The 24,155-nt window shown below is 40.1% G+C and carries 22 protein-coding genes; 11 read left to right on the top strand and 11 right to left on the bottom strand.

The annotated features are described in order from the left end of the window. Nucleotides 1-9 precede the first annotated feature (9 nt). The 6 genes from lpxA (at nucleotide 10) to DCO56_RS24430 (ending at nucleotide 5,756) form a co-directional block, all read left to right on the top strand. A complete protein-coding gene (lpxA, locus tag DCO56_RS24455) occupies nucleotides 10-798 on the top strand; it encodes an acyl-ACP--UDP-N-acetylglucosamine O-acyltransferase (RefSeq protein ID WP_075990789.1) in 789 nt (262 codons plus the stop codon). 23 nt (nucleotides 799-821) lie between these two features. Further along, entirely contained in the window at nucleotides 822-1,445 is a 624-nt protein-coding gene (locus DCO56_RS24450; RefSeq protein WP_108636307.1) for an ABC transporter ATP-binding protein, read from the top strand. Between the two features lie 84 nt (nucleotides 1,446-1,529). Continuing rightward, on the top strand, nucleotides 1,530-2,090 hold the full coding sequence (gene efp / locus DCO56_RS24445; RefSeq protein WP_077438233.1) for an elongation factor P: 561 nt from the start codon (nucleotides 1,530-1,532) through the stop codon (nucleotides 2,088-2,090). A 127-nt stretch (nucleotides 2,091-2,217) separates the two neighbouring features. Then, on the top strand, nucleotides 2,218-2,793 hold the full coding sequence (locus tag DCO56_RS24440; protein ID WP_108636306.1) for a 5-formyltetrahydrofolate cyclo-ligase: 576 nt from the start codon (nucleotides 2,218-2,220) through the stop codon (nucleotides 2,791-2,793). Between the two features lie 217 nt (nucleotides 2,794-3,010). Then, entirely contained in the window at nucleotides 3,011-4,690 is a 1,680-nt protein-coding gene (locus tag DCO56_RS24435; RefSeq protein WP_146191131.1) for a coiled-coil domain-containing protein, read from the top strand. 331 nt (nucleotides 4,691-5,021) lie between these two features. After that, nucleotides 5,022-5,756 carry a hypothetical protein gene (locus DCO56_RS24430; protein ID WP_108636304.1) on the top strand — a complete coding sequence of 245 codons (735 nt, stop codon included), beginning with the start codon at nucleotides 5,022-5,024 and terminating at the stop codon, nucleotides 5,754-5,756. A gap of 155 nt (nucleotides 5,757-5,911) precedes the next feature. Here DCO56_RS24430 and galE read toward each other — a convergent pair whose 3' ends face one another. After that, the gene (gene galE / locus DCO56_RS24425; RefSeq protein ID WP_108636303.1) at nucleotides 5,912-6,943 is read right to left on the bottom strand and encodes a UDP-glucose 4-epimerase GalE; all 1,032 of its coding nucleotides are present in this window, start codon (nucleotides 6,941-6,943) and stop codon (nucleotides 5,912-5,914) included. Further along, on the bottom strand, nucleotides 6,943-7,935 hold the full coding sequence (locus DCO56_RS24420) for a UDP-glucuronic acid decarboxylase family protein (protein ID WP_108636302.1): 993 nt from the start codon (nucleotides 7,933-7,935) through the stop codon (nucleotides 6,943-6,945). Before DCO56_RS24420 ends, galE begins: the two co-directional genes overlap by 1 nt. Nucleotides 7,936-8,001: 66 nt before the next feature. On the opposite strand from DCO56_RS24420, the gene DCO56_RS24415 reads away from it, so the two are divergent. Next, entirely contained in the window at nucleotides 8,002-9,240 is a 1,239-nt protein-coding gene (locus DCO56_RS24415) for a 3-deoxy-D-manno-octulosonic acid transferase (protein ID WP_108636301.1), read from the top strand. 152 nt (nucleotides 9,241-9,392) lie between these two features. On the opposite strand, the gene DCO56_RS24410 is transcribed toward DCO56_RS24415, so the two are convergent. Both DCO56_RS24410 and hemW read right to left on the bottom strand, forming a co-directional pair. Beyond that, nucleotides 9,393-10,841: a glyceraldehyde-3-phosphate dehydrogenase gene (locus DCO56_RS24410; RefSeq protein WP_108636300.1), complete on the bottom strand. Its 1,449-nt coding sequence runs from the start codon at nucleotides 10,839-10,841 to the stop codon at nucleotides 9,393-9,395. 131 nt (nucleotides 10,842-10,972) lie between these two features. After that, a complete protein-coding gene (gene hemW, locus DCO56_RS24405) occupies nucleotides 10,973-12,151 on the bottom strand; it encodes a radical SAM family heme chaperone HemW (protein ID WP_342749311.1) in 1,179 nt (392 codons plus the stop codon). A gap of 209 nt (nucleotides 12,152-12,360) precedes the next feature. On the opposite strand from hemW, the gene DCO56_RS24400 reads away from it, so the two are divergent. Next, complete coding sequence (locus tag DCO56_RS24400) at nucleotides 12,361-13,482, top strand: glycoside hydrolase family protein (RefSeq protein ID WP_219929442.1); 1,122 nt, start codon at nucleotides 12,361-12,363, stop codon at nucleotides 13,480-13,482. Nucleotides 13,483-13,626: 144 nt separating this feature from the next. On the opposite strand, the gene DCO56_RS24395 is transcribed toward DCO56_RS24400, so the two are convergent. Further along, nucleotides 13,627-15,504, bottom strand: a complete 1,878-nt coding sequence (locus DCO56_RS24395) for a M1 family metallopeptidase (protein ID WP_108636298.1) — start codon at nucleotides 15,502-15,504, stop codon at nucleotides 13,627-13,629. Between the two features lie 160 nt (nucleotides 15,505-15,664). Between DCO56_RS24395 and DCO56_RS24390 the strand changes: the two genes are divergently transcribed. Beyond that, on the top strand, nucleotides 15,665-16,522 hold the full coding sequence (locus DCO56_RS24390) for a hypothetical protein (protein WP_146191130.1): 858 nt from the start codon (nucleotides 15,665-15,667) through the stop codon (nucleotides 16,520-16,522). 77 nt (nucleotides 16,523-16,599) lie between these two features. On the opposite strand, the gene DCO56_RS24385 is transcribed toward DCO56_RS24390, so the two are convergent. The 6 genes from DCO56_RS24385 to DCO56_RS24360 all read right to left on the bottom strand — a co-directional run bounded on the left by DCO56_RS24385 (nucleotide 16,600) and on the right by DCO56_RS24360 (nucleotide 21,807). Beyond that, entirely contained in the window at nucleotides 16,600-17,997 is a 1,398-nt protein-coding gene (locus DCO56_RS24385) for an MBL fold metallo-hydrolase (protein ID WP_108636296.1), read from the bottom strand. A gap of 12 nt (nucleotides 17,998-18,009) precedes the next feature. Continuing rightward, nucleotides 18,010-18,825 (bottom strand): sulfite exporter TauE/SafE family protein, encoded by an 816-nt coding sequence (locus tag DCO56_RS24380; RefSeq protein WP_108636295.1) that lies wholly within the window; start codon nucleotides 18,823-18,825, stop codon nucleotides 18,010-18,012. Nucleotides 18,826-18,922: 97 nt separating this feature from the next. Further along, entirely contained in the window at nucleotides 18,923-19,336 is a 414-nt protein-coding gene (locus tag DCO56_RS24375; protein ID WP_108636294.1) for a DUF6691 family protein, read from the bottom strand. Next, nucleotides 19,337-19,897 (bottom strand): YeeE/YedE family protein, encoded by a 561-nt coding sequence (locus tag DCO56_RS24370; protein ID WP_219929441.1) that lies wholly within the window; start codon nucleotides 19,895-19,897, stop codon nucleotides 19,337-19,339. It lies immediately after the preceding gene. Between the two features lie 82 nt (nucleotides 19,898-19,979). Continuing rightward, the gene (locus tag DCO56_RS24365; protein ID WP_245935912.1) at nucleotides 19,980-20,420 is read right to left on the bottom strand and encodes a hypothetical protein; all 441 of its coding nucleotides are present in this window, start codon (nucleotides 20,418-20,420) and stop codon (nucleotides 19,980-19,982) included. Then, nucleotides 20,410-21,807: a WG repeat-containing protein gene (locus DCO56_RS24360; RefSeq protein WP_108636293.1), complete on the bottom strand. Its 1,398-nt coding sequence runs from the start codon at nucleotides 21,805-21,807 to the stop codon at nucleotides 20,410-20,412. Before DCO56_RS24360 ends, DCO56_RS24365 begins: the two co-directional genes overlap by 11 nt. A 294-nt stretch (nucleotides 21,808-22,101) precedes the next feature. Here DCO56_RS24360 and DCO56_RS24355 point away from each other — a divergent pair, with 294 nt between their 5' ends. Then, the gene (locus DCO56_RS24355; RefSeq protein WP_108636292.1) at nucleotides 22,102-22,782 is read left to right on the top strand and encodes a response regulator transcription factor; all 681 of its coding nucleotides are present in this window, start codon (nucleotides 22,102-22,104) and stop codon (nucleotides 22,780-22,782) included. After that, complete coding sequence (locus tag DCO56_RS24350) at nucleotides 22,772-24,154, top strand: sensor histidine kinase (RefSeq protein ID WP_181390666.1); 1,383 nt, start codon at nucleotides 22,772-22,774, stop codon at nucleotides 24,152-24,154. Before DCO56_RS24355 ends, DCO56_RS24350 begins: the two co-directional genes overlap by 11 nt. Nucleotide 24,155 lies beyond the last annotated feature (1 nt).

Below are 24,155 nucleotides of genomic sequence, written 5' to 3'. Positions count from 1 at the left end.
GAAGTATAGATGATACAGCCATTAGCTTATATTCATCCGGAAGCAAAGATTGCTAAAAATGTAGTCATTGAGCCATTTGTAACCATTTACAAAGACGTTGTCATTGGAGAGGGAACTTGGATCGGCTCAAACGTGACCATTATGGATGGAGCTCGAATTGGAAAAAACTGTAAGATATATCCCGGCGCCGTGATTTCTGGTGAGCCTCAAGACTTAAAATTTGATGGTGAAATTACAACAGCAGAAATAGGTGATAATACAACGATTCGTGAATGTGTGACAATTAATCGAGGAACGAAGGACCGATACAAAACGGTCATTGGCAAAAACTGCTTGATTCAAGCTTACAGCCACGTTGCACACGATTGTGAGGTGGGCGATAATTGTGTTTTTTCGAATAATAGTACACTTGCGGGACATATTACCGTCGGGGATTATGTTGTTTTGGCGGGGATGGTGGCTGTACATCAGTTTGTGAAAATTGGTTCACATGCTTTTGTCACAGGTGGATCTTTGGTACGAAAAGATATCCCCCCGTTTGTAAAGGCAGCCCGTGAGCCGATTTCGTATGCCGGAATTAACTCTGTGGGATTGAGGAGAAGAGGGTTTTCGGAAGAGCAGATTGCCGAAATTCAAAACCTTTACCGTATTCTATTTGTTCAGAATAGAAATCTGGCTAAGGCAATAGAAATTATAGAAGCGGAGTATCAGGCAACGGAAATCCGTGATGAAATTTTGGATTTTATCCGAAATTCTGGCCGTGGTATCATGAAGGGATTCAATAATAGAGCAATGTAATTGCATTACCGAATCGGGTTACTTTGGAAATAACATTAAAGGATATTGGTCGAAGATATAACAGTGAATGGATTTTCAGGCATATTAATTATCGTTTTGAGTCCGGAAAGAGTTATGCTGTTCTCGGACAAAATGGTTCTGGAAAATCTACCTTCTTGAAGGTTCTCTCTGGCAGCTTATCACCCTCACAAGGGGAATTGATCTATACCGATAAAGAAATCAATATTGGTATAGATCAGATTTATCAACAGTTGTCTATCGCGGCACCATATATCGAACTGATCGAAGAATTTACCTTGCGTGAATTGCTCGATTTTCATTTTCAGTTTAAAAGTTATCTCCCAGGTTTTGATAAAGAAAGTGCTTTGAGTTTGTTGGGGCTGGAACATGCCTTGGATAAAGAAATAAGACACTTTTCATCGGGTATGCGACAACGTGTTAAATTAGTTTTGGCCTGTTGTTCCAATTCAAATTTAGTATTGTTGGACGAGCCAACAAGCAATCTGGATAGTGCAGGAGAGGAATGGTACCTGAATTTAATAGATCGTACCAAGCGCGATTTTAGATTGTTTATTATCTGTTCAAATCAAAAAAAAGAATACGAATTTTGTGACGAAACAATTTCTATTGTCGACTTCAAAAAGTAACGAATGAAATTTTAATAACACAATTAGTTTTTGTATTTTTGACGACTCAATAATGAGATAACCGTTTAAAGTTCAATTCAAAGAATGGCTAAGGCATCAGAGGTAAAATCAGGAAATATTTTAAGATTTAACGGAGAGTTAGTCTCTGTAGAAGAATATATACACCGTACACCAGGTAATTTACGTGCTTTCTATCAAGCAAGAATGCGTAACGTGAAGACCGGAAAATTAGTTGAATATCGTTTTAGAGTTGATGAGAGTGTTGAGATTGCACGTGTGGAAACGAATGATTATCAATACTTATACGAAGATGGTGAGTTCTTCGTTGTGATGGACAACAACACTTATGAACAATTCAATATCCCCAAATTCTTATTTGGCGATTCAGCTCGTTTCCTAAAAGAGGGAATGACTGTAATTATTGCTTTTGAAAGTGATGAGCCGATCATGGCAGAAGCACCTAAAAGTGTTGAATTGGAAATTACATATACAGAGCCAGCAGTGAAAGGAGATACTTCTACAAATGCGCTGAAGAAAGCTACTGTAGAAACAGGAGTAGAGATTATGGTGCCTCTATTTATCAATCAAGGAGAGAAAGTAAGAGTCGATACGCAAACAGGTAATTATATCGAACGCGTAAAGTAATATAAGATTTTAGGTTTAGGTTGATTATTCGGTCTTGATAGCGCTCGCTACAAGGCCGTTTTTTTTTGCTCTATCTGTGCTCACCGGTGATCAGCTAAATCATGGAATAAAAAATATATATTTAAGCATGAAATCAAAAAAGGAATTAAGACAGGAGTTTAAGATGAAAAGATGCCGGCTTTCCCTGCCGGAGGAGGAAATGCTCAATCATAAATTACTGTTGCAATTTCAAAAAATAGATCTGACGACGGTCAGCTATATGCATGTATTTCTTCCTATCGAAAAATATCATGAGCCAGATACGTATTCCATCATCAACTATGTGAAGGAGTTTTTTTCGAATATTGTCCTTGTCGTATCCCGATCAAATTTTTCAGACTATTCCATGCAGCACTATATTCTTGATGCCCAAACTGTGTTTGAAAAAAATGAATGGGGCATTCCGGAGCCTGTTTCGGGGAAGGAGGTTTCGCCGTTGCTTATTGATTTTATACTCGTTCCTTTGCTGGCATTTGATGCGGATGGTCATCGGGTAGGTTATGGAAAAGGGTTTTACGATCGTTTTTTTGCGCTTTGTGCTGCAGAAACCCAACGAGTAGGATTATCTTTTTTTGATCCAATTGAGCGAATCGCTGATCGGAACGAACACGATGTCATGCTGACAAAAGCAATTACGCCCTATCATATTTATAGTTTTGTTTAGCGTAAATAAGCAAATAGCATGTTAGGGAGCTCTGTTATAGGCTTTATTTTATTGGTCAGCTCATTGATTTTTATTTATACGCTGATTTCAGCACATGATGATTTAATTAAAATTATTTTTTATTTTTAATGTGAAATTCTACTTGTATGCGGCTATGCTGAGATTTTTTCTTATACTTTTTTTTGCAGCTATAATTCCCAATAGTGCTGTTTTTGGAATGGATATAATGGATTCCAATTCCTCTGCAGAAGAAAAAAAATTTTATGAGACGATCATCCGGGAGTCACAAAAGCACCGTACTTCCAGTGCAGCACTGAGTAGATACCTAACGCCCTATTTTAATCAGGCTATCCGAAAAAACGATAACGCCCTGCTTGCAATTTATTATTGTGTATTAGCAGATCACTCTTTTGATAATGAAGGTGGTAGAAATAGCTTTAGTGATAAATATTATCTTAAAGCCCTCGATCTGGAAAAGGAGTGCAATTATCAAAACGTGAAGGCTTGGGTAAAGGTGATGTACGGATTTTATCTGTATAGATGTTTAAAGGCTTCGGAAGCGCTTCCATTACTATTGGAGGGTGAAAAAAGCCTGGAGGATATACCGGGAGAACTGGTGTTAGATCTGACGCAGACCTACAAAAAGCTTGGCTATTTCTTCGGAACTTTGGGCGATTATCGTTCGGGAATTAAGTACCTGGAATTAGGTCAGCAACAGGCGGACATTTCTCCGCAATTGAAAGCGGAGATCTTAGACAACTTAGGCTTATTGATTTTAAAAAGTGGTGGGGATACCGTGCAGGCAATGAAAAACTTTGACCTTGCTCTGCATTTGGCGCTTTCTGAGAAGGATTCTCTTCGTTATGCGAAGGTTCTGGGTAATCAGACACGGATTTATGAAGGGAGGAAAGATTATAAAAAAGCACTATCACTTTTAGATAAAGATCTAGAAATTTCGAAATCTCTGGGGAACGATAAAAATACCATTTTTGCCTTAATGACGCGGATTCGCTTGCGTATTGCTATGGGAGCAAATCAAGAGGTCCGTCAACTGATCAATGAAACCGAACATCTGCTGGAAGGCGCTGACGATAAAAAAACAATACTTGAGTTGGAGGGGCATAAGTTGAATCTTGCCATTCAAAACCATGATTTGAAGCAAGAGCTCAATGCACGGCGCCGGATTGAACAGCTTCAGGATTCATTGCGCTTCTTGGACGGAGATCCTGTTTTATCGCAATTGAAATTTATGGCAGATAAACAAAAATATGCCGACAAATTATCCTTGGCACAAGCGCTAATAAAAAAGAAACGTGCCGAAACGAGATTGTGGGTTATATTAAGCTTGTTTCTATTGGTGCTGTTCTTTTTTATCTACAATGCTTTTAGATACCGTTCGAGGAAGCGCATGCAGGCATACGAATATCAGTTGCTGAACCTCAAGTATACCAAAGCCGAACTGGACAAAGAACTGATGAGTTCCAAAAGTCAGCTAGAGGAATACATGGTGTATCTCAAACGTAATAATGAGCAGATAAATCTTCTTTCTTCAATGCTTGATGAGATGGAGGAAACAAGTGCCAAAGACCGCGATGAACTTAAAACACTTTTGCAATCTCATCTTATCACGGATGAGAAATGGCAGGAATTTAAGTTCTTGCTTACCAAGGAATTTCCGAACCTGCTGCATGATATTCAAGGTAAATTTCCTGATATTACAGAGTCTAATCTGCGCGTGATTGTCCTAATGAAAATGGGACTGAATAATAGAGAAGTCGCTAATGTTTTAGGCGTTACACCCGACGCAATCAAAAAGTCAATGCAGCGTTTGAAAAAGAAATTGGGGGGACAGGCCGGAATATTGATGGAATATATTTCTGATAAAGAGCTTGTTTAGAAAGCTGAATTCCTCAATGTCACCCTTCGACTGGCGGAGTGCTCTAATAGGGAGCAAGTTAATACCTGGTTATTACCAAGTTCGACCTGTAAGCAGATTGAGTGCACAGTGAGTCCACGTTGAGTCCACCTTTTAAGGTGCTTTCACCATGCCTGCATATTTTTTACAAGTCGGGAGCGGGGCGAGCATGGGGCGAACTTGTCGATAAGCTATTTACAATAAAGTCCCTTGAAAATTGCAAGATTTACAATTGTCATTTTACTCGAATTTGGAAATTTTTAAAAATTAATAAGATGCTTGAAAACAGGGTTTTACTGTAGTATCTTTAGGTATGGGAATAAATGATAATGGATTTATCAGGGGCCTGGTCGGTCCGCTGGTGAATAGAAAAGTCGGCAATAAAAACTACCTGCAAAGCAGGCCATACCGCGTCAAACAGACGGATGATACCAAGAGGGCAAGTAAAGATTTTGGAAACGTAAGCCGCGCCGGTGCACTGATCCGAATGTGTTTTGGGGAAATTCATCAGCAGCTGCATGATGGGCAGATGGGCAATCGCTTAAATAGGCAAATCTATCGGGCGATAAAGACAAATCTTGATTGCGACAAAGGTAGTCGCGCGCTGAGCAACTGTGTATTGGATCGCTTGGTAAATTTTCAGTTCAATGAAAACTGTCACATGCAGGATTATTTTTTTATCGATCCGTTAATCTCCCTGAACAAGAAGAAGGATCTTAAAATAGCTTTTCCGGAGTTTGATATCAAAAGAGCACTGGTCCTTCCTGAAAAATGCAATGCGGTGGTATTCAAATTTCACGCATTCTCATTCGACTTCGACGAACTTGAGCATAAAGAAATAAAAGATACGGAGTGGGAATACGATTTGAAATATAAGCAGGATCCGATACCGGCAAAGACCCTGACCATCAAGTGTGGAGAGTTTATAGGTAGTTCAATATTCATTGGCTTTACCATTCTGTATCTGGAAAAAGATAGCCGCCGGTCAAATGTGCTCAATGAAATAGATTTTAATGCGGCTTCAATTCTTGCCGCGTTTCAGCTGTGATAAAGAAATGATGAGCAGGATATCGGGGAGCCTTTGCAAAAAGAGAAAGGATTTGAACAATCCGATTCACTATAAAAAAATGACCGTCTCAGTTCGTAAGACGGTCATATGAAGTGCAAAATTATAATGCTTTCTTGAGCTCAACGAGCAGCTATTTAATCCAACGGATTTTCTTTCAGGTTTTTTTCCCATGCCCAAGCCGAGGCCATCATTTCATCGATGCCCAGTTCGGCTTTCCAGTGCAACTGTTCAGCGGATTTGGTCACATCACCGTAAACTTTGATAATATCACCATCCCGACGTGGACCAATTTCATAATTCAATTTTTGACCGGAAGCTTTCTCAAATGCTTTGATGGCTTCAAGTACCGAATAGCCATTACCGGTTCCTACATTGAATACATCATATTGTCCGTTAGGGTTTCCTTTTTCCAATAATTTGATTGCAGCGACGTGGGCTTTTGCTAAATCGACCACATGAATATAATCACGTACACAAGAACCATCAGACGTATCATAATCGTCTCCAAATACCATTAATTTTTCTCTTTTTCCGATAGCGGTCTGCGTAATAAATGGCAGTAAATTCTGTGGAACACCATTTGGCAGTTCGCCTATCAATGCAGACTCATGCGCACCTACTGGATTGAAGTAACGCAGGGCGATAATGTTATAATTATCGTATGCAGTAGCTGTTTCTTCAAGAATTTCTTCAGCAATCTGTTTTGTGTTTCCATAAGGTGAAGCCGCTTTTTTAACCGGAGCACTTTCATTAACAGGAAGTGAGTCTGGCTCGCCATAAACCGTACAACTCGAAGAGAATACAAAATTGATCGGTTTATTTCGATAAGACTCCAAGATGTTGATCAAGGAGAAGAAATTATTGTGGTAATATTTTAAAGGGTTTTGAACGGATTCACCGACAGCTTTGGATGCAGCAAAGTGAATAATTCCGGAGATATCACTGTTATTTTTTACAAATTCATTGACTTTATTGGTATCACAAAGGTCGAATTGATGAAATTCGGGTTTAACTCCGATGATTTTCTCTATTTGATCCAATATCTTGATATTTGAATTGGAAAGATCATCAACGATTACGGGAATATACCCTGCCTGATGTAGTTCAACAACTGTGTGAGAACCAATATAGCCTGTTCCGCCTGTGACTAATATTTTTTTGCTCATTATTTTTGATTATAGTATGTAAAGTCTTTATGTAATAGCGTTTCCAAAGGAATCTTTCTGTAAAAATCTATGGTTTTTTCTAAGCCTAATTTTCGATCTATTTTGGGCTGCCAATTCAGTTTTGCCTTCGCCATACCAATATCCGGTTTACGTTGTTTAGGGTCGTCTATGGGTAATGGTTTATGGCTGATCTTACTGGAGCTGCCGGTAAGTTCTACAATCTCTTGTGCCAGCTGTAATAGCGATATTTCGTCGGGATTGCCTATGTTTATCGGTTGTATACAATTGGAATGCAACAATCTGTAAATACCTTCGATTTGATCATCGATATAACAGAACGACCGTGTCTGTGAACCATCACCAAAAAGGGTGATATCTTCGCCACGGATAGCTTGTGCTATAAAAGTTGGGATCGCACGCCCATCATTTAGGCGCATTCTTGAACCAAAGGTGTTAAATATTCTTACGATACGTGTGTCAAGCCCATGTGCATTATGATAGGCCATCGTAATCGCCTCCTGGAATCTTTTGGCCTCATCATATACCCCTCTGGGGCCGACAGGATTTACATTGCCCCAATAATCTTCGGACTGTGGTGACACCAAAGGGTCGCCATAAACTTCTGAGGTCGATGCCACCAATATACGGGCCTGTTTGGCCCTTGCCAAGCCAAGGAGGTTATGGGTACCTAACGAACCAACTTTAAGCGTTTGAATGGGAATCTTGAGATAGTCGACGGGACTGGCAGGAGAAGCGAAATGGAGGATATAATCCAAATCTCCAGGAACATGCACAAATTTTGAAACATCGTGATGATAAAAATCAAAATTCGCCAGCTTGAATAAATGCGCGATATTCTGTAGGTCTCCAGTGATCAGGTTATCCATGCCGATGACATCGTAATCTTCGGCTATAAAGCGATCGCAAAGGTGGGAACCAAGGAACCCTGCTGCTCCTGTGATTAAAATCCGTTTACGATGTTTATTTTCCACTCAATGGTTCCTTATTAATGAAATGGGTTTGATATCTTTGACTAAGATAAACATTATTTTCACAACATGCGTTTGCTTTATTCAATTGGAATCTTTCTTTATGGACTCTTATTGCGTATTTTGGTCCCTTTCCATGCCAAAGCGCGCCTTATGGTAACAGGGCGAAAAGACTGGTATTTGCGGATGAAACAATCGGTTGATCCTAGTCAAAAACATATCTGGTTTCACTTCGCTTCATTGGGCGAATTTGAACAGGGGAGACCTGTTTTGGAAGCCGTAAAAAATAATTATTCAGACCATAGAATAATTGTAACATTTTATTCTCCTTCTGGCTATGAGATAAGAAAAAACACCAATCTGGCGGATCATGTTTTCTATTTACCTTATGATACCGCTGGCAATGCCACATTATTTTTGGAACTTGTCAATCCCACTTTTGCCGTTTTTACGAAATACGAATATTGGTATTATTATTTTGAAGGATTGCACCGGCGCGGGATACCTTTATTCCTGATTGCATCTATTTTTAGGCCGGAGCAAATCTTTTTTCAGGATTACGGTGGTTTTTTCAGGAAAATTTTAAGTTATGTGACGTATTTTTTTGTACAGAATGAGGAGAGTGTCCGTTTGCTCAAAGAGTATGGTATCCGCAATGCCGGGCTGGCCGGAGACACCCGTTTTGACCGTGTCATTGATCTTCCAAAGCAGCGGAAAGTGGTTCCTTTGATCAGTGATTTTGTGGGGATATCACCTACATTGGTAGCGGGAAGTACATGGCCGGAGGATGAAAAACTCTTGGAGGAGCTGTTGCGGCAGTTTACTGCATATAAGCTGATTTTGGCACCCCATGAGGTCGACGAAGCACATGTATCGAGCATCATGACGCTGTGGCCGGAAGCCTTGAGGTTTTCAAAAATAGATACATATAGCCGGGATACATTGCAGGCTGCGAAGGTATTGGTCATCGATAATATCGGGCTGCTGTCTTCCCTGTATGGTTATGGGCAGATTGCCTATATAGGGGGGGGATTCGGAGCTGGCATACACAACACATTGGAAGCAGCGACTTACGGAATACCGGTACTGTTTGGGCCCAAGTATAAAAAGTTTCAGGAAGCGAAAGACCTGATTGAACAGGGTGCAGGCTTCTCATTTGTTGATAGTAAGGGGCTTATGGATTTCTTTGGACGATTGCAGAATCAATCAAATCGGACGGAAGCATCGAAGGCAGCCCGCCAATATGTACAGCAGAAGGCGGGAGCAACACCCATTATTATGAAATATTTGAAGAATGCCAATTTATAAAAATATAGAGAAGGCTGTTTCAAAGGTAAAAGCAAATTAGCCGGGAATTGAATAGCTGAAAAAGAGATGCTAAAAGTAAACGAACGAAATTAAAGAAAAATAGGGTATCCGACCTTTTTTGGATACCCTTTCTCTATGTTAAAAATTGGATTTTAATAGTACGTATATCTTCTTACGCCCGCAATATGCCGCGATAAACGCATCACCTGATGTGAATATCCATACTCATTGTCATACCATACATAGAGTACAATATTTTTACCATCGGCTGAAACAATGGTTGCCGGTCCATCAACGACAGCTGCGGCGGTTGTGCCTATAATATCAGTGGATACAAGCTCATCATTGCTGGAGAATTTAATCTGTTCGACAAGATTGCCTTCCAATGCGCTCGTTTTTAAGAGCGTGTTGATTTGTTCCAAAGATCTGGCTGATGTTAATTCTAAATTTAATATGGCTAAAGACCCATTTGGTACAGGTACCCGGATTGCATTGGAGGTGAGTTTGCCTGTTAATGTTGGTAGGACTTTTGAAACAGCATTCCCAGCTCCAGTCTCCGTAATGACCATGTTCAAGGCCGCAGCACGACCTCTTCGGGCCTTTTTGTGCATATTATCAACCAGATTTTGATCATTCGTATAGGAGTGTATGGTTTCTATATGGCCTTTCAGGATACCTATTTTATCTTCGAGGACGGCCAAAACTGGCACAATAGCATTTGTGGTGCAGGAGGCTGCTGAAAAAATAGCATGTTTTTCCAGATCGATCGTGCCTTCGTTTACACCGTAAACGATATTGGGTACACCTTTACCGGGTGCCGTCAGCAATACCTGCGAGGCCCCTTTAGATGCTAAATGGCGGGCAAGTTCTTTTTCGTCACGAAAAGCACCTGTATTATCAATAACCAATGCGTTTTTGATGTCATATATTGTATAATCAATATCTTCAGGTTGTTTTGCTGAGATAAAGTTGACCGTGATACCATTAATGATTAGGGCATTCTTTTCGGGGTCGGTATAGACTTCGCCCTCAAATTCGCCGTGTATAGAATCGCTTTTTAAGAGAGCCGCTCTTTTTAACAATGACTTGGCATCATTAGGGTCCCTAGTGACTATTGCCCGTAGACGAAGTTGCTTGCCAGAACCTGTTTTATTAATGAGTTCGCGTGCCAGCAGACGGCCAATACGACCGAAACCATAGAGCACAACATCGCGGGGTGTTAATTCCTGCCATGCGGCAATGCCCTCTAATTCATTGGAAATAAAAGAAGATAAATCCTCCGTATTGATCCGGTCGTTTGTGGCTTTTGTTGCAAGTTTACCGATATCAATTCGTGCGGGAGCCAGATTTGATTTTTCCAATACACGAGCAATATTCAATAGATCGAATATGGTCAGTATTTTGCCGGTAAGGATAGTACTTTCCCGAAGGTGCTTGAGAATCACACTTACTTTTTCATCAACAAGCTGCTCTCTGAACAGAACGAGTTCAATAGCTTGATTATACCAAAGATTACTAATGATTTGAATCAGCTCAACAGCTGCATTTTGCTGTTCTCTGTAACTTTTGATTTCTAAATCAAAAGAAGGACTATGTAACATAATATTTTATAATAGATTATGTTGCAAACATAGTATAAACAGAATTAAAAATGCGATTTGATTTTCATTTTCGTAATTATTGAAATAAAAACACGTGAATTATTATTGTTTTGATAATTTTACAGGCTGTTTTATTGCCAATTTTCAATAATAAATAATTCGGACATGATATGGTCTGCCATTAATTTGCCAGCATCCGTTAATCTTAATTTATTGTCGTCTAATATTAATTGCTGCTGTTCGAGAAATGGTGCGGCATCTTCCATTATTTTACTTTTAACGGCGTAATCAAAATTCTTTTCTAATTGTTCCAGATCAAGCCCCCACATGGTGCGCAGTGAGGTCATAATACACTCATTAATCTGATCGCGAACAGATAGATGTTCGATCTCCAAGGGGAGTTGGTTGGTTTGTATTGAGCCTATGTATTTTGCATTATTGGCGATATTCCAGGATCTGGAATTGCCGTTGAAAGAATGGGCTGAGGGTCCGATACCAAGATAATGCTTGCCTTTCCAATAATTTGTATTGTGACGTGCATATAAACCATTTTTAGCAAAATTGGAAATCTCATATTGCTCATAGCCCGCACTTTTCAATGTGTCGATCAACAAGTTCATCTGATCGGCGGCCTGATCGGAATCAATAGCAGGACTCAAGCCCTTCTTGATGAAATGATCCAGGGCGGTTTTGGCTTCCACTGTCATTGAGTAAGAAGAAATATGAGGGATTGCATAATCGATCAGTTGTTGCATATTGTAGCGCCATTTTTCATCAGTCAACAAAGGATAGCCATAAATAAGGTCACAGGTAATATTCTCAAATCCTGCATCCTGTACGCGCATGATCGCTGCGGACGCTTCCTGTCGGGTATGGGCCCGATTCATCCATTTCAGATCTTCCTCAAAAAAAGACTGTATCCCAATACTGAATCTATTGACTGAAGTTGATCTTAATGCATTCACTTTCGCCGAATTAAGATCATCGGGATTGGCTTCCAAAGTAATTTCAGCATGATTACTGATGTCAAATTGTTTGGCAACAGCATCAATGATCCTTGAGATTTCGTCCACATCCAATAGCGAGGGCGTCCCACCACCAAAATAGATGGATTCAATTTTTCTGTCTTCCAAATAAGGAGACCTCAATTCGATTTCTCGCAAAAGGGCACTCACCATTTCGGTCTTGTATTGCAGAGAGGTGCTGAAATGGAAGTCACAATAATGACAGGCCTGTTTGCAGAATGGGATATGAATGTAAATCATGGGCACAAATATACCAACACTGGACCAACTTCGGAGTTTATTCACATTTTTTCTTCCACTTGGGAAGTCGTTTTCCCTATCCTTTTGGATATTTTTTATTGGCGAGCAAAACCAATGTTATGTCGCGTCGATGTTGAACGGATTTATGTTCTGAAATAGTCATTTAAAAATAGGAGATAAAGAGTTTGATAACAAACGAGTTATTTTCTATCTTGATGGTCAGATTCATTTTACATAATCAAAAAACCAATCATATGAAAATATCTTCCCGTCGTGATTTTCTAAAAAATATAGTTGGTACCAGTGCTTTATTGGCGCTTTCAAAGCATAGTTTCTCTCTGACTGATGATGCAGAAGAAGCATTTATCGATAAATTGCTCCCTGCAATAAAAGGGGGTGGATTCGCCATGGCAGACTATTGGATATGGGATCCTTCAGTGATTAAGGGGGAGGATGGTAAATATCATATGTTTGCATCACGTTGGAGCAAAAAATATGGCTTTGGTAACTGGGTGACCAATTCCGAAGTCGTGCGTGCGATTGCTGATACACCGGAGGGACCATATGAATTTGTCGAAGTGGTATTGCCTGCCCGTGGGAAAAAGTATTTTGATGGTTGTACAACTCACAATCCTCGGATCATTAAAAACGGTGATTATTATGTGCTTTATTATTTTGGAAACAATTATGACGAGCCCAATCCTAGTTATTCCGAGAATGTTTGGGAATCGGGGCTGGGGCAGAAAGCCTGGATGCATAAACGCATCGGAATGGCCTATTCAAAGTCGATATCAGGTCCTTGGAAGCGTGTAGATCAGCCCATTTTGAATCCTAGGCAGGGTGAATGGGATACTTCCATAACATCCAATCCTTCTCCGGTAGTTTTGCCAGATGGCAAGGTATATCTGATCTATAAATCATCACCGGTGAATTATAATCCCCCTTTGCTATTGGGGGCAGCACAAGCTGATTCGTTCTTGGGACCATATCTTCGTTTGTCTGATAAACCTATTTTTTCTTTCCATAGCGATCAAAATCATGAAAATGATGTGGAAGATCCGTTCGTATGGCATAATGGTCAGCAATTTGAATTGATTATGAAAGACCGCTATGGCAAAATCTGTGGGGAAGAGGGGGGGGGTATCCATGCATATTCGAAAGATGGAATCGATTGGCATCTGTCAAAAGCCGTCAAAGCTTATTCCAAGACGATTCGTTGGAATGATGGTACTGTAAGTCATCAAGCTAATTTTGAACGGCCATTTTTACTATTTGAAAATGGGAAACCGACACATCTTTTTGCTGCTACAGGAGATGGATCCGAGTCCTATCAGTTTGAACGGACCTGGAATATGGTCATTCCATTGAGGGGATAGTATTTTGCCGGTTCACTGGACAACCTTCATTTGGTTCAAATAGAAAAAAGCCCCGATAAATTACAATTTATCAGGGCTTATTAAGTTATAAAAACGTAGTTGTTTTACATCAATCTGCTGCAATGCCTATTTTTCAGTATTAAATTAGCGTGTGAGGCTATTGTTTGCTGATTCGACATCCGCAAGTCGAAGAGATGGATCTATCGTGATTGTTTTTGGTGCCTTATTGACTGAAATTTTATATTCTGGGTTGGTCCAGAACCAATCCTTTAGTACAGTGCGTTTTATACCCTTATAGATCTCAAAGTTTTCCTCCGGTTTTTCACCGCGCATTTCACGTAAAGGAATGTAAAATAGTTCTTTGCTTCCATCTTGATATTCTACAAGTATATCGAGTGGCATCGCAAAGTTTGATTTATTGAGCAGTTGAATTTCTGAGTCAGTTACATGGCCAATTGCATAATCAATTTGGCGTGTCGTATTGATGAACAAATTGAAATACCATTTTAGGTTTATTCCGGATACATCCTCTGCAACACGCTTGAAATCATTAGGTGTAGGATGTTTGAATTTCCAGATGTCGTAGAATTTCAAAAATGTTTTCTCTAGATTTTCCTGACCGATAATGTAGCCTAATTGTTCCGCTAACACAGCACCCTTATTGTAAGCTTCATTACTATACCCATAATTCGTGTTGTAATAATCCGCAAGCAGACTCATCGGCTCTTCCTTGCCTGAAAGCGCTAATTTATAATAAGCCCGATAGGCATCGATAAGTGGATTGGATGCAATGGCTCCTCGTTTTTCGAAGAGATGCTGCATCGCCAATTCTTCCACATAAGAAGTAAATCCTTCGTCAAACCACTCATCTACGGTTTCATTAATTCCAAATAAATGTTGGTACCAGGAGTGAGCAGATTCGTGGAAGATAACACCAACAAGGCTTTTCAGATTACGGCCTCCAGTAATTAAGGTTGCTGTTCCATATTCCATACCACCGTCACCGCCTTGGATAATGGTATAGGTAGGCCAAGGATAGGTGCCGAACTTAGCGCTGCAAAAATCGAAAAATTCAGTAGATAGGCCCAAGGCCGTCTTCCAGTTTGAAATAACTTCTTTGTCTGTTGGAAGATAAACCGTATACACTTTTATTCCATTCTTGCTGGAAGCGGAGTCTACCACAAATTTCGGATCCGCCGCCCATACAAAATCATGGATATTTTGGGCTTTGTAATGCCATGTAGCCTTACCGTTGTTTGCTTTTACTTTGGCTTTTGCCTGATAGCCTTTTACCTCATCGGGATTTTGAAGAACACCCGAAGCACCGACCACATAGTTTTTATTGAGGTGTATGGTAACGTCAAAGTTGCCGAAAGGCGCTATAAACTCACGGCCGATATATTCATCAAGATGCCAGCCGAATTCATCGAACTGTGCCATCTTCGGATACCATTGCGCCATAGAAAGCGCTACACCTTCCGCCGAATTGCGGCCTGACCTCCGGATCTGTTCAGGTACCTGTGCAGTCCATTCTATATTAAAATTTGCTGTTTCGCCATCTGCAATCGCGCAGGGTAGGGTAACTTCTAAGATCGTGCCATCAATCTTATAGCTTGTATTGACCCCATTCATGCTGAGGCTTTTGATTTTTTGGTAACCGATTTGATTGGGTTGCAGGGTTTCGATACGGCTCTGCAATATTGGTTTTTCTTTGGTGCCAATATTTGATACCATTCGCTTATCAGGGTCGCTGATATTTTTCAACCGATAATCCATCATTGATTCTGGTTGAAATGCGTTAAAATATAAATGAAAATAAACTTTTTTTAAGGATTGGCCTGAATTGTTGCTATACTTCAAAGCCATTTTTCCATCATATTGATAAGCCTTTTCATCCATGTTGACATCCATTGTATAGTCAACTTTCTGCTGCCAGAATCCTTTTCTCTGGGCCTTTAGCTCTTGTCCCCAAATATTTATTACACATAAAAGTGCAAAAAAGGATAATATTTTGATTTTCATGTTTCAAACTTACAAAATTGTCTCAAGAAATGCCGATTAATCACCCTAATCGAGGTAAATGTCATCAAATCTTGACGAAAAATGATTTGATTATTAATAATTGGCTTGGTTTTGGTTAGAAAATTTATCTGTTGAGTTAACAAATATTACAAATAAATTTATGGAAAATCTGTATTATAAGCCTTCGGGGAAGGTGCCTGCTTTAGCATTAATCGGTTCACTTGTGTTAGGTATTGTCGGGGCAGTTGTTCTGGCCATTATCTACATCGCTTTACAATGGTTTATTCCGATTGTCTATTTCAATGTATTTATCACACTTGGGTTTGGCGCAGGACTGTTCTATCTGCTCAATTTTTGTTTCAAACAGTGGAAGCTAAGAAATAAAGGCGTCGCGATTATCATCACGCTGATTGTTGCCCTAGTTGGTTTTTACGCACAGTGGGCGCTGTTCGTTTCACTGATGTATAATGCTGAGGGTACCATGGGTGGAGACACTTGGGTAAAATCTTCTTTTAGTCTGGAAGGTTTTAAAGCGTTTTTTATGCATCCATCTTTTATCTGGGAGGCACTGCAGGGGCTAAATGAGGTTGGTACGTTTACCTTAAAGAAGTCACCAGTCTCCGGAGCAATGCTCTGGGCCGTCTGGGCTATTGAAATGGCAATCATCCTTATTACACCCATCATCATGGCTTTTCGTGGGATTACCATTTATCCTTTTTCAGAAAAAGACGAAATGTGGATGAAAAAGAGAATTTTGCCCGGAAGATTAAAATTTATTGAGGACAAAGACGCAATGGCGAACACATTGGCAAATCATGATTTTGCCTATGTCTACGATCACCTTTCCGATGAGGAAGAGCATTTTTCTTTTGCGACTGCAGAAGTGTATGAATCGGATACTGATGACCATCAATATCTGACCATCTATAATCATCAATTTGTCGAGAAGAAAGGGAAGGTGGAAGAGAAGAAGGATGAGATTATTGAATTCCTGCGTATTAATAGGAACAGTCTATAAAAGCTCGTTAATAACTACGATAACAGAAAGACAAAATAGCTCCAGTGATAAATTCTGGAGCTATTTTGTTCAGCAGTTTATTTAACCAGTATGCCACCTTTAGCTTTCCAGTCATTGATGGATGCGCTGTATATTTTAACGTCTTTAATCCCATGTTTAGCCAAGATCGAAGCTGCAATCGTCGCCCGATCCCCAGATTGGCAATGCAAGTATAATTCTTTCTCTTGATCAATCTTGTCCAGGTGGTTTTCAATTGTTCCTACGAAGAGATGTGTGGCATTGGGCAAGTGTCCTTCGGTGAATTCTGCAGTGTTCCTGACATCTAAGATTTGAACATTGGAATTTTTAAATACCTTATTCATTTCCTGGAATCCAATGAGCTGCTGGCGTTCCAAAGGAATTCCGAGTTGAGTAATGGTTTCCACTGAAATATAACCCACAGCATGATCAAGCCCAATGCGCATTAACTTACGTGCGATTTCATCCTTCTCCTTTTCATCCATGATAAGGACAAAAGGTTGTGTGTAATCCAATATCCAGCCAGCCCAGGTATTGAATGTTCGATTATGTTGTATGTTGATGCTGCCCGGGAGATAACCTTGAGCAAAATCAAATTTATTTCGTGTATCAATAACTGTCGTACCAGACTGATATAATCTATTGAACTCTTCCATCGAGAGCTTGGGATACTGAGGTACGCTCGTTTGTAGCGGACGCCTGATTTTGTTGAGTTTCTTCATCATGGCAAAATAACGTGGTGGCTCAGGCTGTCCATCCAAAAGTTCAGTGACAAAACCACTTTCATTATTTTGATATTGAAGTGCCCAGTTGCGAATCCGTTCGTAGCCAACGGTTGAACTAGGTACGGCGCCCAATGCTTTACCACATGCCGAACCGGCGCCATGGGCAGGCCACACCTGGATATAATCCGGCAGGGTCAAAAAAAGCTGTAAAGACTTAAACATCTGCTGTGCACCAATTTCTTTGGTACCGATGAGTCCAGCTGCATTCTCCAAAAGATCTGGACGGCCGATGTCTCCAACAAATACAAAATCACCTGTAAATATCATCACCGGATCCATTGTTGCCGGAGTATCAATTAGAACAAAACTAAGGCTTTCAGGAGTATGCCCCGGTGTGTGAAGCACCTTAAAAATTAGATTTCCAAGGTGGATCTGGTCACCATCTTTTAATCCAATATGTGGAAACTCATATTGCCAGTCTTCGCCCCCTTCGTCTGAAAGGTAACATTGGGCGCCAGTTAGTTCGGCTAATTCCAATGTTCCGGAGAGATAATCAGCATGGATATGTGTTTCGGCAATATGTGTAATTTTTAAATTGTTTTTTGCTGCAATCGCTAAGTAAGTGTCGACATCTCTTTTGGGGTCAATTACTAGGGCAACACCTTTGGCCTGACAGCCAATTAAATAACTTGAATGTGCTAAAGATGACTCGAAAATGTGTTGAAAAAACATAATATATGATTTTTAATGATTTACGAATTGAATGATTTCGACCATAAGTATTAAGATACCGATACTGATCAGGAAATAACCGAAAATCCCCTGTAATCGCACCACTTTCAGTTTGTCTTTCCATTTGGAACCCATCTGAAGGCCTATTAAAGTGATTAACGTAAAAGTAAGCAATATCGGCCAATTCATGTGGTTCAACAGCTTGTAGTTCGCAATCAGACCAAAGGAGGCGTTTAACCCAATGATGAATAGCGATGTCGCGATAGCCTTTTTTAATGGAATGCCCAACAATAGCACCAAAGAAGGCACAATAATAAAGCCACCTCCGGCACCGACAAGTCCTGTCATGATACCAACGAGTAAACCTGCAATAATTATTTTTAAAACTTGACCAATATGCATTGTGACGGCTGATATTTCGACCTGTTTCCTTCTGCGGATCATTGCCAGAGCGGAAATCAGGATAACAATCGAAAACAGCAGCATAATAACATGATTTCTGGAGACCGCCATTTCCGCAAGATGAAATTGCGTTGGTATGGCAATCAACAGGTGGCGCTTGGTCAAGTAGACTGACACTAAGGAAGGGATCAGGAAAATAGCTGTAGTTTTTAGATCTACCTCACCTTTAGTCACTGGCTTGACCGAACCTATCAGGGCCAGTATTCCAATGGAAAACAGGGAATAATCAAGCGCATATTGTGGTTCAACATGAAATAGGTACACGAAGATCGGTAGTGTTAAAATACTGCCGCCACTCCCCATCAAACCCATGGATAGCCCAACTAAAATCGCTAATAAAAAGCCAATTATAAATAGTAATTCCATTTGCCCTAAATTAAATGCTTTCTTTAAAATGAACCTTTGAAGTGGATTATCAGCTTTTTCTCATTTAAGCACAGCGCGGATAGCGGTAAATCAAAACTCAATGGGGCAATTTGTTTCTCAGTACACCATAGATCCATGTTCCCAAGATGGCAAAGAGCAATACAATGCCCAATGTCCAATAGCCAGAACCGATCAACGCAAACATGGGGCCCGGGCAGGCTCCAGTCAACGCCCAGCCCAGTCCGAAGATGGTCCCCCCTGCCAAATAGCGTGTGATACTTTTGTCCTTGTCCAGAAAGACGATCGGCATGCCATTGCTGTCTTTGACCTGTTTGCGCTTTATAATTTGTACAAGTATAATCGCTGTTGCAAGTGCAGTGCCGATCATACCATACATATGAAAGGAGCGGAACTGAAACATCTCATAAATACGATACCAGGAGGCCGCTTCTGATTTGTATAAAATGATCCCAAATAAGATCCCGATCAATATAAATTTTACTGCTTTCATTTATGCGAAGATTAAAGGAAATAAGAAGTGAACCATGATAATTCCACCTATAAAAAAGCCAATGACAGCAATTAATGAGGGAAGCTGGAAATTACTGAGTCCTGAGATAGCGTGTCCTGATGAACAGCCTCCGGCGTATCTTGTTCCGAATCCAATCAATAGTCCGCCAATGCTTAGTATTAGAAACTGAAACCAGGAGCCATTAAAAATAAAGATAGATTTGGGAAGATAGCCCTGTAGCTGATCAATTATTCCCAGTTCCTTTAAATCAGCGACACTTTTTGCATTGATTTGCGCAGCGGCCCCGTCACTTAAAAAGTAATGGGCTATGAATCCTCCAATGGCGGTCCCGAGTACCACAAGAAGGTTCCAGGATTGCGTCTTCCAGTCGAAGCGAAAAAAAGAGGACGATTTACCGGCACCTAATACCGTACACATGGTCCGCAGATTGTTCGACATACCGAAATCCTTCCCCTGTTTTAGCAACAAGTACATGACTAATGCAATTAAAGGCCCTGAAATATACCAAGGCCATGGTTGTTTGATGTATTCCAATAACATAGCTTGTTCTAAAGTTATATGACAAAGGTACATAGCGCTATTACAAAAAACGGTAACAAATGTTACCGTGGAATGTGCTTTATTACATATCGTAATATTCAATGTTGGCTTCCTTGAGGGCCTCGACTAATAAGGGTAAGTCATCTTCTTTTTGAAATAATTTGTTGCGCCAGGTGCGAAAAGCGGAACCTTTGTTTTGGTTTATGATAATCAAATTTCCACCCGAGCGTCTGAGATTTCGGATATGTGAAATGTTGCTCAATGGGAATTCAATAGTTTTCTTTGAATTGCTGATGGTGAGTATATCTGTGTCCAATCGCCATGTTGAATCCAGTGTAGAACACTTGATCGCCAGATAAAGTGCCAAGGGAACCATCAGAAGAGCTATAATGATCTTATAAATTTCCTGAATCGGAACTTTTGACATCCCTATCCCTATCAATAGAATCGAGGTCAATAGAATAAACATGTATCTTCCGCGATGCAATGTTGAAAGATAGAATGTCTGTGGATTACTCTGCATACTTTTTTATAAACTTTCCTTGAGCATTAATATAGTAAAAATTCTCCAGGTCTTCGCTGACCAAGGCTAATCCATTTTCAAAGGTTTGTGCATTTTGAAATTTAAAAGGAATGACCACTTTGCCACTGTAGTCTATATAGCCATATTTGTTGTCTTTAAAAACCAATAATAATTTCTCGCCAGCAAAAGATAAGAATTCCTGACTTGTAGGTAACAATTTTTTACCGGATTTGTCAACTAACTGATAGGCTTGGTTTTCAATAATCAGTGCCAGGTGGTCACTGTATTCAGCTATTGTCTCATATTTTGCGGGAATCAATATATTGCCTTTCAGATCGAGCACACCGGTATAGTCCCCTTCGGTGTACAGCGCGTGGCTTAAGCTGGGAATGGAGATGAAATCATATTTTGCAGCGAGCAGTAGTTTTCCTGTATAATCCAATAGGCCATACTTTTGGTCTTTCATAAAGACTAACGGTGCACCTTCCGAATCTAAACTTAACGATTCATATTGACATGGGATAACTTCTCGACCTTGTAAGTCGATCAGGCCAAACATCTGGGCTGCATCGGTGACGATTGCGTAATCACCCACGTAGGCGTAGATGGACGCATATTTTGCAGGAGTGAGTTTATTGCCTAAGCTGTCCTGTACGCCAAAATATTCGGTAGTAGAGTCCTGATACCAAGATAAATGGTCATTTAATGCAGAGTCAGCAGCGGCTTCTTCGGCTTCCCCTTCTTCATAACCTTCTGGAATTTCAAATAAGGCCGTATCATAAGGGACTTCTTCAACTGTAGTCGCCTGAATTCCTAAACCTTCTGCACCGATATAAAGGGCTGCTCCGGGCACCTTTTCGAGATAGTCATAAGTGCCCCAGTATAATTTGGGCAATTGTTCTGCATACCAGACCGTGATCTCAGTTTTTTTATCTTTACTGCCGGCCAGGTTGAATATCGCCTTTTTGCAGGGCAAGCCCGCGATAACTTTCTTTTCATTCGGGACTAGACTGATTTCAAAATCACTGGAATAAGCATAATCAGCACCTTCTGATGTTTCAATAAGCTTGCCGGACGCCAAATCGGTCGGTGTGTAGGTTTTGCTGTTTTCATCTATCAGATAGGAAGTCTCTTCTTTTATATTGCTAATCTGTACTGATTTTCCAAAAAGTAGTGTTTCTACGCGCATCTGATCGTTGCAGATATAGGCATGCATCAATGCCTCTCCGCTACCGGCCAATATTTTGATAAATTCGGAACTTGATGTGTCTGTACCTGTTTCGGGATCTGCAAACTGATAGGTGATTTTGAATAGTTTTTGTTGAGCCGAACCGGTTTTAACAAAAATTAATGTGAATAATGCTATGCAAAGGAAAAAATGTTTCATTAGGAATACAAATTAAAATACGAATGTATTGAAATTTGACTGGTTTGTGAAATAATCTTTTGTCATTTGAGAAAAATCATGCAAAAATTTTGATATTATTGTGAGCGAATGCCATTTTGTAAAATAAGTGATTAAAAGCAGACCGGAGGTAGCTCTGCTGCTTATATCATCGTAAAAAGTATCATATAAAAGTCAAGAAAGAGTGAATTTCATGATAGACAACGGTTTATATAAGAGCTGTGCTGATATTTTTGTATTTTACAAACCTTAAATTTACTTTTTAAAACAATATCTGTGGAACTATTGCTTATAGAAGACGAACCGTCGGTCATATCATTAATAGAAAGAGGGCTAAAGGAAGAAGGCTATAACATTAGCATTGCAATGGATGGCTATACTGGGTTGAAAATGGCCGGCTTAAATCATTATGACCTCATTTTGCTGGATGTCATGCTGCCGGGGATGAATGGTCTGGATGTCTGCAAAAACATCCGTATGTCCAATAATGAGATTCCTATAATTATTCTAACAGCATTAAACCAAACAGAGGATATTGTTGCGGCTTTTGAACGTGATGCTGACGACTATCTCACCAAACCGTTTCGTCTGGAAGAACTAAAGGCCAGGATCAATCGCTACAGCCGTAAATCCAAAACCGTTAGCGAACAAAAGAATGTGCTGACGTTCGACGATCTGCAACTGGATCGGGACAGTAAATCGGTACAACGAGGAAATACGCCCATCATACTCACAGCTACGGAGTTCCGTTTATTGGAATTCTTAATGCTCAATCGAAATAAAGTATTAACGCGGATAGATATCCTGGAGGAAGTATGGGGGATGGACGTCGATCTAAGTACGAATGTCGTGGATGTGTATGTCAATTATCTTCGGAAGAAGATTGACAAACAGTTTGCACGTAAATTAATCCATACGGTTATCGGTATGGGCTATGTCATCCGTCATGAAAATTAGGACCAAGATTGTACTCTTATTTTCGATCATCAGCACGCTTTTGCTTGTTGTCTTTGCCCTTTATGTTTCTTATTTTACCTACGATAGTTTGCAGACTAAGTTTTTTCACCGGTTAGAAGAAAATGCAGTTATCGTCGGCGATCATATTGTGCACCAAAAGGAAGAAAACAAAGAATTATATATTCAGGTAAAACGCAAATACCTCAAGCAGCTGTCTGAAGGGACAGATCATTTGCTGCGGGTGGTGAAAGGCAGCGACAGTATTCGGTTTAAACCTAACTTACCTATGCCCATGAGCTTCTATAAGGACGTCATTAAGAACGGCAAAGGTAGGTATATGCACAACGAAACTGCATTTGTTGCGGTATTCTTTAACGACAATCTCCATCATGACAATCTTATCGTCGTATCCGAAGGTATAGATGAGTATGGACATGACGAGCAGCGTCACCTAGACCGTACCCTGATAACAGGTGGGTTTTTAGCCATTTTACTGATTATCCTCATGTCATTTTATTTTGCGGACCGACTGCTCAAGCCAATAAAGGATATCAACCGTGATTTAGGGAAGGTGGATATTTCAAATCTGGACTATAGACTTTTCAGTAAATTCAGTAACGCCAAAGATGAACTTGGCGTACTGATCGCGAACCTGAATTCTATGCTCAATCGCCTGGATATTTCTGTGCAGTCCCAACAGAGTTTTATCGGTAATGCGTCCCATTCGCTAAAAACCCCTTTGACAATCATTGGCGGTGAGGCAGAGCTGGCGCGGAATTTTATCCCTAGAGAACATGAAGCGTATTACTCGTTAGAGACAATTGCAAAATATGCCGATAAAATGGAACTTATTATTAATAATTTGCTCCAATTATCCCGTATGGGCTTTAAAGGGGAGGTAGATAATAAAGTAATCATCCGTATTGATGAATTGCTCTATGAAATTTATAAAGCGGAACGAAGCATCTATAAGGATTTTCGGCTGTCTTTTGATCTTACCCAGATCCCCGAGGATAGTGATGAGCTAACTGTCTTTGCAAATCCTGATTTATTTTATATTGCTTTTAGTAATATCATCTCCAATGCATATAAATATGGTAATGGCGAGCAGATACAGATTGCCATCAGCTGTGATGACCAAAATATTACAGTTAAAATATTTGACAAAGGCATCGGAATTCCTCAGAAAGATCAACCCCATATTTTTACTTCTTTTTATCGTGCTTCCAATGTGGGGGATATCTATGGAAATGGCCTTGGCCTTGTTTTAGCCAAAAATATCTTTGATCTACATGGTGCGGAGCTAACCCTAATCTCAGCCGAAGGACAAGGTACCCAAGTGCTTGTCAAATTGCCAAAAATTGTGTTCTAAT

This window comes from Sphingobacterium athyrii, from assembly GCF_003071065.1.
Lineage (GTDB): Bacteria > Bacteroidota > Bacteroidia > Sphingobacteriales > Sphingobacteriaceae > Sphingobacterium > Sphingobacterium athyrii.
This window is presented reverse-complemented; position numbering and strand designations above follow the sequence as displayed.

Bases quoted from the DNA above. Each gene is read 5' to 3' on its own strand.
- lpxA (WP_075990789.1), top strand. From the start codon at position 10: ATGATACAGCCATTAGCTTATATTCATCCGGAAGCAAAGATTGCTAAA.
- efp (WP_077438233.1), top strand. From the start codon at position 1,530: ATGGCTAAGGCATCAGAGGTAAAATCAGGAAATATTTTAAGATTTAAC.
- DCO56_RS24440 (WP_108636306.1), top strand. From the start codon at position 2,218: ATGAAATCAAAAAAGGAATTAAGACAGGAGTTTAAGATGAAAAGATGC.
- DCO56_RS24435 (WP_146191131.1), top strand. From the start codon at position 3,011: ATGGATATAATGGATTCCAATTCCTCTGCAGAAGAAAAAAAATTTTAT.
- DCO56_RS24430 (WP_108636304.1), top strand. From the start codon at position 5,022: ATGGGAATAAATGATAATGGATTTATCAGGGGCCTGGTCGGTCCGCTG.
- galE (WP_108636303.1), bottom strand. From the start codon at position 6,943: ATGAGCAAAAAAATATTAGTCACAGGCGGAACAGGCTATATTGGTTCT.
- DCO56_RS24415 (WP_108636301.1), top strand. From the start codon at position 8,002: ATGCGTTTGCTTTATTCAATTGGAATCTTTCTTTATGGACTCTTATTG.
- DCO56_RS24410 (WP_108636300.1), bottom strand. From the start codon at position 10,841: ATGTTACATAGTCCTTCTTTTGATTTAGAAATCAAAAGTTACAGAGAA.
- DCO56_RS24400 (WP_219929442.1), top strand. From the start codon at position 12,361: ATGAAAATATCTTCCCGTCGTGATTTTCTAAAAAATATAGTTGGTACC.
- DCO56_RS24395 (WP_108636298.1), bottom strand. From the start codon at position 15,504: ATGAAAATCAAAATATTATCCTTTTTTGCACTTTTATGTGTAATAAAT.
- DCO56_RS24390 (WP_146191130.1), top strand. From the start codon at position 15,665: ATGGAAAATCTGTATTATAAGCCTTCGGGGAAGGTGCCTGCTTTAGCA.
- DCO56_RS24385 (WP_108636296.1), bottom strand. From the start codon at position 17,997: ATGTTTTTTCAACACATTTTCGAGTCATCTTTAGCACATTCAAGTTAT.
- DCO56_RS24380 (WP_108636295.1), bottom strand. From the start codon at position 18,825: ATGGAATTACTATTTATAATTGGCTTTTTATTAGCGATTTTAGTTGGG.
- DCO56_RS24375 (WP_108636294.1), bottom strand. From the start codon at position 19,336: ATGAAAGCAGTAAAATTTATATTGATCGGGATCTTATTTGGGATCATT.
- DCO56_RS24370 (WP_219929441.1), bottom strand. From the start codon at position 19,897: ATGTTATTGGAATACATCAAACAACCATGGCCTTGGTATATTTCAGGG.
- DCO56_RS24365 (WP_245935912.1), bottom strand. From the start codon at position 20,420: ATGCAGAGTAATCCACAGACATTCTATCTTTCAACATTGCATCGCGGA.
- DCO56_RS24360 (WP_108636293.1), bottom strand. From the start codon at position 21,807: ATGAAACATTTTTTCCTTTGCATAGCATTATTCACATTAATTTTTGTT.
- DCO56_RS24350 (WP_181390666.1), top strand. From the start codon at position 22,772: ATGAAAATTAGGACCAAGATTGTACTCTTATTTTCGATCATCAGCACG.